The organism is Dysosmobacter sp. HCP28S3_G4, assembly GCF_052065175.1.
Taxonomy (GTDB): domain Bacteria; phylum Bacillota; class Clostridia; order Oscillospirales; family Oscillospiraceae; genus Oscillibacter.
In genome coordinates this window covers 12,948-26,103 of sequence record NZ_JBQHUP010000022.1, presented here as the reverse complement: position 1 = coordinate 26,103, position 13,156 = coordinate 12,948, and the positions used below count along the sequence as shown (strand labels likewise).

At 58.9% G+C, this 13,156-nt stretch carries 12 protein-coding genes; 11 read left to right on the top strand and 1 reads right to left on the bottom strand.

From position 1 onward, the window contains the following. The first annotated feature begins 9 nt into the window (after positions 1-9). From ACTNBU_RS06990 to ACTNBU_RS06965, 6 genes are all read left to right on the top strand, one after another. Positions 10-894 (top strand): carbohydrate ABC transporter permease, encoded by an 885-nt coding sequence (locus tag ACTNBU_RS06990; RefSeq protein WP_441032100.1) that lies wholly within the window; start codon positions 10-12, stop codon positions 892-894. Between the two features lie 50 nt (positions 895-944). Continuing rightward, a complete protein-coding gene (locus tag ACTNBU_RS06985) occupies positions 945-1,859 on the top strand; it encodes a dihydrodipicolinate synthase family protein (RefSeq protein WP_441032098.1) in 915 nt (304 codons plus the stop codon). Positions 1,860-1,890: 31 nt separating this feature from the next. Beyond that, on the top strand, positions 1,891-2,643 hold the full coding sequence (gene nagB, locus ACTNBU_RS06980) for a glucosamine-6-phosphate deaminase (RefSeq protein WP_441032097.1): 753 nt from the start codon (positions 1,891-1,893) through the stop codon (positions 2,641-2,643). After that, positions 2,634-3,767: an N-acetylglucosamine-6-phosphate deacetylase gene (gene nagA / locus ACTNBU_RS06975; RefSeq protein ID WP_441032095.1), complete on the top strand. Its 1,134-nt coding sequence runs from the start codon at positions 2,634-2,636 to the stop codon at positions 3,765-3,767. The genes nagB and nagA overlap by 10 nt, the downstream gene beginning before the upstream one ends. A 196-nt stretch (positions 3,768-3,963) precedes the next feature. After that, on the top strand, positions 3,964-5,094 hold the full coding sequence (locus ACTNBU_RS06970; protein ID WP_441032093.1) for an ABC transporter ATP-binding protein: 1,131 nt from the start codon (positions 3,964-3,966) through the stop codon (positions 5,092-5,094). 143 nt (positions 5,095-5,237) lie between these two features. Next, on the top strand, positions 5,238-5,774 hold the full coding sequence (locus tag ACTNBU_RS06965; RefSeq protein ID WP_441032091.1) for a TetR/AcrR family transcriptional regulator: 537 nt from the start codon (positions 5,238-5,240) through the stop codon (positions 5,772-5,774). 151 nt (positions 5,775-5,925) lie between these two features. Here ACTNBU_RS06965 and ACTNBU_RS06960 read toward each other — a convergent pair whose 3' ends face one another. Then, positions 5,926-6,384 carry a YhcH/YjgK/YiaL family protein gene (locus ACTNBU_RS06960; RefSeq protein ID WP_441032089.1) on the bottom strand — a complete coding sequence of 153 codons (459 nt, stop codon included), beginning with the start codon at positions 6,382-6,384 and terminating at the stop codon, positions 5,926-5,928. Between the two features lie 178 nt (positions 6,385-6,562). Here ACTNBU_RS06960 and ACTNBU_RS06955 point away from each other — a divergent pair, with 178 nt between their 5' ends. The 5 genes from ACTNBU_RS06955 (at position 6,563) to ftsH (ending at position 13,106) form a co-directional block, all read left to right on the top strand. After that, on the top strand, positions 6,563-7,711 hold the full coding sequence (locus ACTNBU_RS06955; RefSeq protein WP_441032087.1) for a sialic acid TRAP transporter substrate-binding protein SiaP: 1,149 nt from the start codon (positions 6,563-6,565) through the stop codon (positions 7,709-7,711). 70 nt (positions 7,712-7,781) lie between these two features. Continuing rightward, positions 7,782-8,339: a TRAP transporter small permease gene (locus ACTNBU_RS06950; RefSeq protein ID WP_441032085.1), complete on the top strand. Its 558-nt coding sequence runs from the start codon at positions 7,782-7,784 to the stop codon at positions 8,337-8,339. Position 8,340: 1 nt separating this feature from the next. After that, positions 8,341-9,630 carry a TRAP transporter large permease gene (locus ACTNBU_RS06945; RefSeq protein WP_441032083.1) on the top strand — a complete coding sequence of 430 codons (1,290 nt, stop codon included), beginning with the start codon at positions 8,341-8,343 and terminating at the stop codon, positions 9,628-9,630. A gap of 896 nt (positions 9,631-10,526) precedes the next feature. Then, positions 10,527-11,063 (top strand): TetR/AcrR family transcriptional regulator, encoded by a 537-nt coding sequence (locus ACTNBU_RS06940; protein ID WP_441032081.1) that lies wholly within the window; start codon positions 10,527-10,529, stop codon positions 11,061-11,063. A gap of 225 nt (positions 11,064-11,288) precedes the next feature. After that, a complete protein-coding gene (gene ftsH, locus ACTNBU_RS06935) occupies positions 11,289-13,106 on the top strand; it encodes an ATP-dependent zinc metalloprotease FtsH (protein ID WP_441032079.1) in 1,818 nt (605 codons plus the stop codon). Positions 13,107-13,156: the final 50 nt, after the last annotated feature.

Here is a 13,156-nt window from a genome sequence, read left to right as displayed (position 1 = left end):
GGCGAGAGCATGACTGGTAAAAAGAGAAAGGTAACTCCGTATTTCGTCATCTGCGTGATCCTGCTCATCGCGCTGGCCATCTTCTTCCTGTTCCCCCTGTACTGGATCGTCACCGGCTCCGTGAAGGAGAAGAGCGACATCATCATCAAGGCCGGTGAGTCCGTCAAGTGGATCCCCACCTCTATCTCCTGGGGCAACTTCGCCCGCCTGTTCAAGACCCAGACCACGCTGTTCGGCGTCGGAATGCCGCTGGCCCTCCGCTGGCTGTTCAACAGCGTGTTCATCTCCGTGGTGGCCATGGCCCTCACCTGCTTCAGCGCGTCTCTCGCCGGCTACGCCCTGGCGAAGAAGCGCTTCTGGGGCCGGGGCTTCGTGTTCTCCCTGTTTGTGTGCGCCATGGCGCTGCCCAAGCAGGTCATCCTGATCCCCCTGCTGCGGGAGATGTCGCTGCTGCATCTGGTGGACACCGTCTGGGGCTCCATCTTCGCCGTGATCTTCCCGGTGGTGGGCTGGCCCTTCGGCGTGTTTTTGATGAAGCAGTTCTCCGAGGGCATTCCCTCCTCCCTGCTGGAGGCCGCCCGCATCGACGGCGCCGGTGAGGTCAAGACCTTCATGAACGTGGCCCTGCCCATCATTCAGCCCGGCATCGGCGCGCTGGCCATCTTCACCTTCATCAACGCCTGGAACGAGTATCCCCTGCAGCTGATCATGCTGTCCAAGTCCGACGCCAAGACCATCGCTTTGGGCATCGCGGGCCTCCAGAGCGAGATGTCCAACGACTACGGCCTCATCATGGCCGGCGCCGCGCTGGCCGCCGTGCCCATCATCATCGTGTTCCTCTGCTTCCAGAAGTACTTCACGCAAGGCATCACCATGGGCGCCGTGAAGGGCTGATGGTTTCACTTTCAGGATCGACCAAATAAACAGAAAGGATCTGTATAACAATGACTGACATCAAGAAATACCAGGGTATCTTCCCCGCCTTCTACGCCTGCTATGAGGACGACGGCTCCGTCAGCCCCGCCCGCACCCGGGCGCTGGCCAAGTATCTGCTGGACAAGGGCGTCAAGGGCCTGTATGTGGGCGGCTCCTCCGGCGAGTGCATCTACCAGAGCGTGGCCGAGCGCAAGGTCATCCTGGAGAACGTCATGGCCGAGGTGGGCGGCAAGATGACCATCATCGCCCACGTTGCCTGCAACAACACCGCCGACTCCCAGGAGCTGGCCCGTCACGCCGAGTCCCTGGGCGTGGACGCCATCGCCTCCATCCCCCCCATCTACTTCCACCTGCCGCCCTACGGCATCGCCCAGTACTGGAACGACATCTCCGCCGCCGCTCCCAACACCGACTTCATCATCTACAACATCCCCCAGCTGGCGGGCGTGGCCCTGTCCATCCCCCTGCTCCAGGAGATGCGGAAGAATCCCCGGGTCATCGGCGTCAAGAACTCCTCCATGCCCACCCAGGACATCCAGATGTGGAAGGATGAGGGCGGAGCCGACTTCGTGGTCATGAACGGTCCCGACGAGCAGTTCATCTCCGGCCTGGCCATGGGCGCCACCGGCGGCATCGGCGGCACCTACGCCGTCATGCCCGAACTGTTCCAGAAGGTCTACGACCTGTATCAGGCCGGCGACATGAAGCCCGCCGCCGAGATCCAGAACGAGATCTGCCGCATCATCTACAAGCTGTGCGCCGGCCACGGCAACCTGTACGCCGTGATGAAGGGCGTCCTGAAGAAGCACGGCTGCGACATCGGCTCCGTCCGCAAGCCCATGCCCGCCCTCATCGACAGCGACCAGGCCGTCGTGGACGAGGCCTCCGCCATGATCGACGCCGCCATCGCCAAGTACTGCTGAGCAGTTTATCCAAGCAAAGGAGAATCGCACTATGAGAATTTATCAAGAGGCGGATTACGAGGGCATGAGCCGCCGGGCCGCCAACCTCATCTCCGCCGAGGTCATCCGCCAGCCCGACTGTGTGCTGGGTCTGGCCACCGGCTCCACCCCTGTTGGCACCTACAAGCAGCTGACCGTCTGGAACCAGCGGGGCGACTTCAGCTTCAAGGAGGTCCACACCGTCAATCTGGACGAGTACAAGGGCCTGGCCCCTACCCATGACCAGAGCTACCGGTACTTCATGCAGACCAACTTCTTCGACCACATCGACATCCACTTTGAGAACACCCACGTGCCCGACGGTCTGGCCACCGACGCCGCCGCGGAGTGCGCCCGGTACGACGAGCTGATCCGCTCCCTGGGCTACGCCGACCTGCAGCTGCTGGGCCTGGGCCGCAACGGCCACATCGGCTTCAACGAGCCCTGCGACTGCTTCGTGAAGGAGACCCACGTGGTGGATCTGACCCAGAGCACCATCGACGCCAACGCCCGGTTCTTCGCCAGCGCCGACGATGTGCCCCGTCAGGCCCTGACCATGGGCATCGGCTGCATCATGGCCGCCCGCCGGGTGCTGCTCATCGCCAGCGGCGCCGACAAGGCCGACGCCGTGTACAACGCGTTCTGCGGCCCCATCACCCCCCAGTGCCCCGCCTCCATCCTCCAGCTCCACAATGACGTGGTCCTGGTGGGCGACAAGGCGGCCCTCAGCAAGCTGGTGGCCGCGGGGGTACACGTATGCGAGTGATCAACGGCCAGGTCTTTGACCTGGAACAGGGCTTCGTGGAGCGGGACGTCTGCACCGACGGCACCCTCCTCTCCGCCGCCAGCGGCGACGGAGAGACCCTGGACGCCGCGGGCTGCTACGTCATCCCCGGTCTGGTGGACGTTCACTTCCACGGCTGCGTGGGCGAGGACTTCAGCGACGCCACTCCCGACGGCCTCCAGCGCATGGCCGACTTCGAGCTGAGCCAGGGCGTCACCTACATCTGCCCCGCCGGTATGACCCTGCCGGAGGACCAGCTGACGGCCATCTGCAAAAACGCCGCGGCCCATCGTGCGGCGGCGTCCCACGGCGCGGAGCTGGCGGGCCTCCATCTGGAGGGCCCCTTCCTCTGCATGGCCAAGAAGGGCGCTCAGAACGGCGCCTTCCTCCACGATCCCGACGGCGATATGCTCCACCGGCTCCAGGAGGCCGCGAACGGCCTTGTGAAGCTGGTGACTCTGGCCCCGGAGCAGCCCGGCTCCCTGGAGTTCATCCGCGCCGCCCGGGCCGACGGCGTCAACGTCTCCCTGGGCCACACCACCGCGGATTACGAGACCGCCAGCGCCGCCTACGAGGCCGGCGCCCGGCAGGCCACCCACCTGTTCAACGCCATGCCCCCCTTCACCCATCGGGAGCCCGGCGTGGTGGGCGCCGCCTTCGACCATCCGGAGGTCCGGGCCGAGCTGATCTGTGACGGCATCCACATCCACCCCAGCGTGGTCCGGGCCGTCTTCCGGCTGTTCGGGCCAGAGCGGGTCATCCTGATCTCCGACTCCCTGCGGGCCACGGGCATGCCCGACGGCGTCTATCCCTTCGGCGGCCAGGAGATCGAGGTCCACGGCAACCGCGCCACCATGCTGGGCCATCCGGAGACCCTGGCCGGGTCCGTCACCAGCCTGATGGGCTGCCTGCGGCAGGCCGTGTCCTTCGGCATCCCCCTGGCGGACGCCGTCCGGGCTGCGTCCTTCAACCCCGCCCAGTCCATCGGCATCGACCAGCGGGCCGGCAGTCTGGACACCGGCAAGGAGGCCAGCTTCGTCCTGCTGGACAAGACCGACCTGTCCATCCGCTCCATCGTGTTCAAGGGCGCTCTGGTGCAGGACTGAACCCTTCCCCGAATTTTTGAATCAGGCGCCGTGTGCTACTCCATCCCTATAGCGCTCGGCCAGCCATAAAAAAGGAGGAGACCATATCCGCCGGCCGGCGGTGCGGCAGTGTGGAGACCTGCCGTAATACGTCAGAGGTTCCGCTCCTCTGCCGCGAGGGAGTCCGTGCGGATGCAGGGCTCTTACGGCCGTTTCAATGGCAACTGTTTCTCTGAAAGGCATCAAAAAGATCTACGACAACAAGGTCACCGCTGTCCACGACTTCAACCTGGAGATCGCGGACAAGGAATTCATCGTGCTGGTAGGCCCCTCCGGCTGCGGCAAGTCCACCACCCTGCGGATGGTGGCCGGTCTGGAGGACATCTCCGAGGGCGACCTGCTCATCGACGGCAAGCGCATGAACGATGTGGAGCCCAAGGACCGGGACATCGCCATGGTGTTCCAGAACTACGCCCTGTATCCCCACATGACCGTGTATGAGAACATGGCCTTTGCCCTGAAGCTGCGCAAGGTCCCCGCTGACGAGATCGACCGGAAGGTCCGGGAGGCCGCCGAGATTCTGGACATTACCCAGTATCTGGAGCGCAAGCCCAAGGCCCTGTCCGGCGGCCAGCGCCAGCGCGTGGCCATCGGCCGCGCCATCGTCCGCAGCCCCCGGGTGTTCCTGATGGACGAGCCCCTCAGCAACCTGGACGCCAAGCTCCGCAACCAGATGCGCGCCGAGATCATCAAGCTCCGCCAGCGCATCGACACCACCTTCATCTACGTCACCCACGACCAGACTGAGGCCATGACCCTGGGCGACCGCATCGTCATCATGAAGGACGGCTTCATCCAGCAGATCGGCACGCCGCAGCAGGTCTTCGACCATCCCGCCAACATCTTCGTGGCCGGCTTCATCGGCATGCCCCAGATGAACTTCTTCGACGGCCAGCTCCTGCTGGAGGACGGAAAATACGCCGTGAAGGTCATGGACGCCGTCATGGAGCTGTCCCCCGAGATCCAGGCCCAGCTGAAGGCCCGGAACATCCCCGCCAAGGCCGTGACCCTGGGCATCCGTCCCGAGCACGTCTCCTTCGTGCCAGAGAGCGGCCCCCACTGCCTCACCGGCTCCGTGGACGTCAGCGAGATGATGGGCAGCGAGATCCATCTCCACGTCAACGCCGGCGGACGGGACGTGGTGCTGCGGGTCCCCACCACCGAGCTGGCCAGCGAGCACAAGGGCGGCTTCGCCTACGGCGCGCAGGTCCACTTCACCTTCCGCAGCGACCTGATCCATCTCTTTGACCCCGAGACTGAGGAGAACCTCCTCCCCCTGGAACAGTAAAAAACAGGAACACGGCGGGCCGGATATTCCGGCCCGCCGTTTGTTTCTCCATCACTGTGAAAAATTTCACTCTTTCTGGACAACCCTTCCGGTTTGTAGTATGATAGTATTCAAAAGTATACCTCATCGCGGGAGGGCAGACGATGTCCAACAAAACCAAAAAACTGATCGCCGAGACCCTGTTGTCCATGGCCCAGCATAAAAACCTGGATAAGATCACGGTGACGGATCTGGTGGAGGCCTGCGGCATCTCCCGGCAGACCTTCTACTACCACTTTCAGGACATTCTGGACGTCATCGAGTGGACCATCGGGCAGGCCGTTCAGAACGCTCTGGAACGGAGTCTGGCGGCCAAAATGCCGGAGGAGGCTACCCGGAATTTCGTGCTCATGGCCATCCAGCACCATGAACTGTTGGACAAAATGGTCTTCTCCCAGAAGCGGGATCAGGTGGAACGGCTGGTGATCCAGGGTGTCCGCACCTATTTGCAGGAACTGGCCCGCCGTATCGGGCCCAACAGCTCCATGAGTCTCTACGACCCTGAGGTGGTGTTGGATTTTTACACCTATGGCATCACCGGCGTCCTGCTGAACAACTGCGGAAAAACCTCTGTGGACGTGGACCGTCTGTCCAAGCAGCTTTGCCAGCTGTTTGAGGGACTGGACGGCAAGGGCAGATGAGTTCCATCTCTTTTCCCGTATGTTTCCGAACCGGAGAAGCGTGTTTTTGACAATTCACTGGGACCGGCGCCTCCGCCGGCTCCTTCAGACGCAGAAAACCGTCCGACCCGGAATCTGTCCGGGCCGGACGGTCTGTTTTTCAGGAACGGGGTCAGACCTTCACCTTGAACACGGCCTTTTTCACCGCGGAGGGGCCGCCCCGCTGGACCTTCACCATATGGACGTCCTCCGGGAACACCACCAGAATGTCGCCGGGCCGCATGGCCACCCAGGCGTCCACCGGACCCTCATAGGGGATGAAATCCCCTGCCGCGTCGTATTCTCCGGCGGTGAGGGAGCCCGCGTCGGTGACGCCGATGCGCTCCTCCCCCTCCAGCACCACATGGATGTCGGCGTAGTCCCGGTGGCCCTCCCAGGCGGCCTCGGACTCGGGCATGGTGGTGTAGTCGAACCGGTTGATGAACACGTTGTCGCCGTCCACCTCGTTGCGGCCCATGGCCAGCTTCGTCAGGTCGGCGGAGACCAGATAGCGGATGGCGGTGTCCAGAGTGTCGCTCATGCCCAGATAGCGTTCCATATCCTTGCGCTTTGTATAGATCAAAAAAACCACCCTCTCAGATGAAGTTCATGGGAAAAATGCTTATTTATATTCATAATAGCATACATGGCGGCAGAATACAAGATGAAAACCGCTTTTGAAAATTTGACACAATTACCAATTTTTTTGAAAATAATTTTCACAGCAGGCAGGCGGAAACTTATTGACATTTGCAAAATTGTTGTTTACTATGTATATATACAAAAAACGACAAATGAAAAACATAGGCAATTTCACAGTGTATTCAACGGCTCCTGCCGATGAAGAATACTATAATTTAATGCGGAAAGGGAGAAAAGAAATGAAAAGAATGATCGCGGCACTTTTGGTTGTCGCAACCGGCGTACTCGCATTGGCCGGATGCGGCAGCTCCTCCGGAGGGAATGCGCAGGCTTCTGCACAGGCTTCTGCGCAGGCTGCACAGCCCGACAAGAACGTCACATTGAAGATCGGCTTCCAGGCAAACACCTCTTCCAACGAGTACAAGGCGGCAGAGCTGCTTGCTGAGAAGGCAAGCGAGTATTCCAACGGTTCCATTACCGTGGAGATTTATCCCGGCGGACAGCTCGGTGATGACAGAGCTATGATCGATCAGGTCGCGGCTGGCGCGCTGGACATGGTTTTCGCAGAGACTGGCAGAATGGGCCTCTGGGAGCCCGAACTCGAGATCTTCGGCTATCCCTTCGCTTTCGATGATTTCGATCACATGATCAGAACTCTGAACGATACCGAGTATGGTCAGTCCATCTACGCGAAGCTCGAGTCCCGCGGCTGGAAGGTTCTCGCCGATGCCTATAACGGAACAAGACAGACCACGTCCAACAGGAAGATCGAATCTATCGATGACATGAAGGGCATGAAGCTGAGAGTGCCGAACGCTGATGCCAACCTCGCGTTTGCCAAGTATTCCGGAGCGGCCGCTACGCCGATGCCCTTCGCGGAAGTGTATCTCGCCCTGAAGACGAACGCGGTTGACGGACAGGAGAATCCTCTTTCCACCATCGACGCTCAGAAGTTCTACGAGGTTCAGGATTACTGCGCTTTGACGGGTCACATCATCAACGACAACAACTACATCATCAGCAAGATTGTCTTTGATAAGCTCTCTCCCGCACAGCAGGATGCTATCACGAAGGCCGCTGTTGACGCAGCCGCATTCCATACGGAGACCTTCGTAAACGATGAAAAGGCCCTTATTGAGAAATTCGAGCAGAACGGTATGACCATTACAACTCCGGACAAGGCGCCGTTCAGAGAGGCATGCGCGCCGATGTACGATGAGTATGTTGCCAAGTATGGCGACGCAGCTGTAAAGGCCATCGAAGAAGCTAGACAGTAATCAGTAGTTTTAAGGGGCCCTTCGAGGCCCCTTAACTACATCGGCATTTATGGTCTTTTGGGGGTTTACTATGAAAGTTGGCAAAATGACTATTAAAACGCCTGCTGATGCGATTCACGCACTGGAAAAACTGGAGCAGTTTGTTGCGGTGATTCTTTTTAACATCATCCTGTTCTCTCTTTTCTGGCAGGCTGTATCAAGAAAAATCGGCTCTCCTTCTGCATGGACAGATGAGACAAGCCGCCTGTTGTTTGTATGGATGGGTGTCCTTGGCTGCCATCTTGCGCAGAGAGAAAATATTCACGTCAGAATCGACGCTATATTGCTCTCTCTTCCCAAGAAGGTCCAGCTCATTATTGAAGCGTTCATCAACGTGATCATGATCGGTCTGTTGTCCATGATCTTCTACTACACTTTCTCCATCGTAGAGAGAAAGTCCTATACGCCGCTTGTAACGCTGGGGATCGGCGAAAGCTGGCTGTATGGCGCAATGTTTTTATGGACGGCCCTGACGATCATTGAAATGGTCGCGCAGCTTGTCAACATCGTCAGGCATGGTGAGGTTATACGGGCTTGGGTCGTTGAAGACTCCAAGAATGACTTCTATGACATAAAGGAGGATGAGTAATATGCAAATGGCATTGACCTTTGTGTTATGGTTTATCCTGATCATGCTCGGCGTCCATGTGGGATACGCCCTTATCATGGCTTCCGTCTTCTTTTTCGCCACATCGGGAGGCTGGAGTCTCGTTCCTTTCGCGCTGGAGCAGATGTTCAATGGTATCAACAGTCAGACATTGCTGGCAGTACCGTTCTTCGTTCTTGCGGGTAACCTGATGAACGGCGGCGGTGTTACCACCAGAATCTTCGATTTCGCCGCGTCCATGATCGGCCACAGAAAGGGCGGCCTTGCACACGTAAACGTCCTCGCATCCCTGATTTTCTCCGGTATGTCCGGTTCTGCCCTGGCGGACGCGGGCGGACTTGGCCAGCTGGAGATCAAGAGCATGAAGGACGCGGGCTTTGACGAAGGCTTTGCCGGCGGAATTACAGCGGCAAGCTGCATCATCGGACCGCTGGTTCCTCCCTCCACTCCGCTCATCATCTACGCTGTGCTTGCAAACCAGAGCGTTGAAAAGCTCTTCATGGCAGGTTTCCTGCCGGGCCTGCTCACCACTGTCGCGCTGATGATCATGTGCTCGATTCTTTCTCACAAGAGAAACTATCCCTCCGAGCCGAAGAGAAGCTGGTCTTACAGAGCAAACTCCTTCAAGAAGAGCTTCTGGGCGCTTTTAACTCCGGTAATCATCCTTGTAGGTATCTTCTCGGGTTATTTCACCCCCACCGAAGCTGCCGTGTTCGCCGCTCTATACACCATGGTCCTCGGATTCTTCGTATACAAAGAGCTTACATTGAAGAACTTTTTCAAGATCTGTCTCGACTCCATCAAGACAAGCGGAACCATCGTGCTGATGATGCTCGGTGTAACCCTGTTCCAGTTTGTGATCTCCCGTGAGCAGATGCCGCAGGCGATCGCCACGTTCTTCACCAGCCACGTGAGTTCCAAGCTGACGCTGCTGCTGATGATCAACATCGTACTGCTGATTCTCGGCACATGCATCGACGCGCTCCCGCTTCAGATGATCCTCGTGCCGATTCTGCTCCCCGCGGTACTGGCATACGGAATCAACCCCATTCACTTTGGCGTAGTCGTGATCTTCAACCTCATGATCGGCATCCTGACTCCTCCCATGGGCACCGCCCTGTTTGTCGTCGCCCGGGTCGGAAACATGAAGTTCAAGACCCTGATGAAAGGCGTCGTCCCGTTCCTGATTCCCCTGATCATCACGCTGATCCTCTTAAATATCTTCCCGCAGATTACGCTCCTGCTTCCCACCCTGCTCACAGGCGGAGTGTAATTCAGAGAAGTATCCCTGTCACCTTGATTCCCTGCCCCTCATTCCCGAGGGGCAGGGGTTCTTTTCACATCACGCATTCCCGGGACCTCTCTCTGCTCAATCAGGCCAGAAAAAACGCAGGGGATCGTCTTCGGGACCGTCATGTCCCATGCCATGGCCCGCGGCATGGGCCTTTTCGTGTTCCTGTTCTCCAATCTCCGGAGGCCACCGGCGTGAAAAGTGATTGCAAATTCCGCACGCCCATGCTATTTTGAACTCACAGCTTTTTCCCGCATCAGGTGCAGGGAGGGAAATCCTTTGGCAGGCGGGGACCTGCGCCCCGCCGCTCCGGCGGACAGTCTCCGGGTCCGGACGCGGCATCCCGGGCCTTTCCCCGCGCGTATTCTCCTTCCATCAGACAGAGAGGAGCATGAGATGAAGACCGTATTGAAAGTAAAAAGTCAAAACCTCCGGCTAAGCCGGAGGCTTGATTAAGCCCTATAAGGGCTTAATACCGGCACGCGTCTCAAGACGCATTGAAAAATCTTTCGCTCGCATCACTTGCCCCACCGCCCGTAAACGGGCCAAAGCTACCGATTGTGAGGCTTTTCAAATCGGTAGCTTTACAATTTGTCATGAATTAGTCTCCGGTTGATGTAAGTTTGGTCGGCAAACCTTTTCTCATTTCAACTCGGGGACTTTTTCTTGTTTACTTTTTTCATCGCTATAAGCTCTTTTAGCCCCCCGGCAAAGCCGGGGGTTCACTTTGCCAAAGCAACAGGAACACGGCGGGCCGGATATTCCGGCCCGCCGTTTGTTTCTCCATCACTGTGAAAAATTTCACTCTTTCTGGACAACCCTTCCGGTTTGTAGTATGATAGTATTCAAAAGTATACCTCATCGCGGGAGGGCAGACGATGTCCAACAAAACCAAAAAACTGATCGCCGAGACCCTGTTGTCCATGGCCCAGCATAAAAACCTCGATAAGATCACGGTGACGGATCTGGTGGAGGCCTGCGGCATCTCCCGGCAGACCTTCTACTACCACTTTCAGGACATTCTGGACGTCATCGAATGGACCATCGGGCAGGCCGTCCAGGAGGCGCTGGAACGGGGCCTGGCAGCCAAAACGCCGGAGGAGGCCACCCGGAATTTCGTGATCATGGCCATCCGGCACCATGAGCTGCTGGACAAACTGGTCTTCTCCCAGAAGCGGGATCAGGTGGAGCGGCTGGTGATCCAGGGTGTCCGCACCTATTTGCAGGAACTGGCCCGCCGTATCGGGCCCAACAGCTCCATGAGTCTCTACGACCCCGAGGTGGTGTTGGATTTTTACACCTATGGCATCACCGGCGTCCTGCTGAACAACTGCGGAAAAACCTCTGTGGACGTGGACCATCTGTCCAAGCAGCTTTGCCAGCTGTTTGAGGGACTGGACGGCAAGGGCAGATGAGTTTCATCTCTTTTCCCGTATGTTTCCGAACCGGAGAAGCGTGTTTTTGACACTTCTCCGGTTTTGTCTATACACTTGAGGAAATCTGACAGTGGCCGCGGCCCCCAATGTCTGCCATAATAGAGCAAGATATGGATGATCCCGCCGGTAAAGTCTTTCCGCGGCGGAATTGCCGGAAGCGCCCCAGGACGGTCCTTCCGGCTGCACATAAAAGGAGGAGACCATATGAATGAAGTAAGACCCCCGAAAAAGCCTCTGCTTTACTACTACGGCATTGTTCTGATCGTTGTGATGCTGTTCAACTTCCTGGCCATGCCCTGGCTGTCGGAGCACCAGATCAAGGACGTGGACTACAACACCTTCGTCACCATGACGGAGAACGGCGAGGTGGGCCGCGCCCAGATCCAGGAGCAGGACAACCGCATTCTGTTCACGGACAGGGAGGAAAAGACCATCTTCAAGACCGCCATGGTGCCTGACGACGATCTGCTGCCCCGTCTTTTGGCCGCCGGGGTCTCCACCACCGGCGAGGAGATTGAGCAGACGTCCTTCCTGGTGTCCCTGCTGGGATGGGTCCTGCCCCTGGTGATCTTCATCGCCCTGGGCCAGTTCATGTCCAGGAAGATGATGGAGAAGATGGGCGGTCCCAACTCCATGATGTTCAACGCCGGAAAGAGCAACGCCAAGGTCTACGTCAAGTCCTCCGACGGCATCAAGTTCACCGACGTGGAGGGCGTGGACGAGGCCGAGGAAAGCCTTCAGGAGATCGTGGACTATCTGCACAATCCGGACAAGTACCGGGAGATCGGCGCCTCCATGCCCAAGGGCGTGCTGCTGGTAGGCCCTCCGGGCACCGGCAAGACCATGCTGGCCAAGGCCGTGGCCGGTGAGGCCAACGTGCCCTTCTTCTCCATGAGCGGCTCCGAATTCGTGGAGATGTTCGTGGGCATGGGCGCCAGCAAGGTCCGGGACCTCTTTAAGCAGGCCAAGGAGAAGGCACCCTGCATCGTGTTCATCGACGAGATCGACGCCATCGGCCAGAAGCGCAGCGGCGGTCAGATGGGCGGCAACGACGAGCGGGAGCAGACCCTGAATCAGCTGCTGACGGAGATGGACGGCTTCGAGGGTAACAGCGGCGTCATCATTCTGGCGGCCACCAACCGTCCCGAGTCTCTGGACCCCGCCCTGACCCGTCCCGGCCGCTTTGACCGCCGGGTGCCGGTGGAGCTGCCGGATCTGAAGGGCCGGGAGGCCATCCTGAAGGTACACGCCAGAAAGATCAAGGTGGCGGAGGACGTGGACTTCCTGCAGGTGGCCCGGATGGCCTCCGGCGCGTCCGGCGCGGAGCTGGCCAACATCGTCAACGAGGCTGCCCTGCGGGCCGTCCGGGACGGCCGGAAATTCGCCACCCAGGCGGACCTGGAGGAGAGCATCGAGGTGGTCATCGCCGGCTATCAGAAGAAGAACGCCATCCTCACGGACCATGAGAAGCGCATCGTGGCCTATCACGAGATCGGCCACGCATTGGTCGCCGCCAAGCAGACCAACTCCGCCCCGGTGCAGAAGATCACCATTGTCCCCCGTACCTCCGGCGCTCTGGGCTATACCATGCAGGTGGAGCAGGGCAACCACTATCTGATGAGCAAGGAGGAGATCGAGAACAAGATCGCCACCTACACCGGCGGACGGGCAGCGGAGGAGCTGATCTTCAACAGCGTCACCACCGGCGCCTCCAACGACATCGAGCAGGCCACCAAGCTGGCCCGGGCCATGGTCACCCGCTTCGGCATGAGCAGGGACTTCGACATGGTGGCCATGGAGACGGTGAACAACCAGTATCTGGGCGGCGACACCTCCCTGGCCTGCTCCGCCGAGACCCAGGCTCAGATCGACCGTCAGGTGGTGGAGCTGGTGAAGCAGCAGCACGACAAGGCGCTGACCATCCTGACGGAGAACCGGGCAAAGCTGGACCAGTTGGCCCAGTTCCTCTACGAGAAGGAAACCATCACCGGCGAGGAGTTTATGGAGATCCTCAACGGCTGATGGGGACTTCCCTTCCTTCGATACGCGAACATCCCGTGCCCCAATGGGGC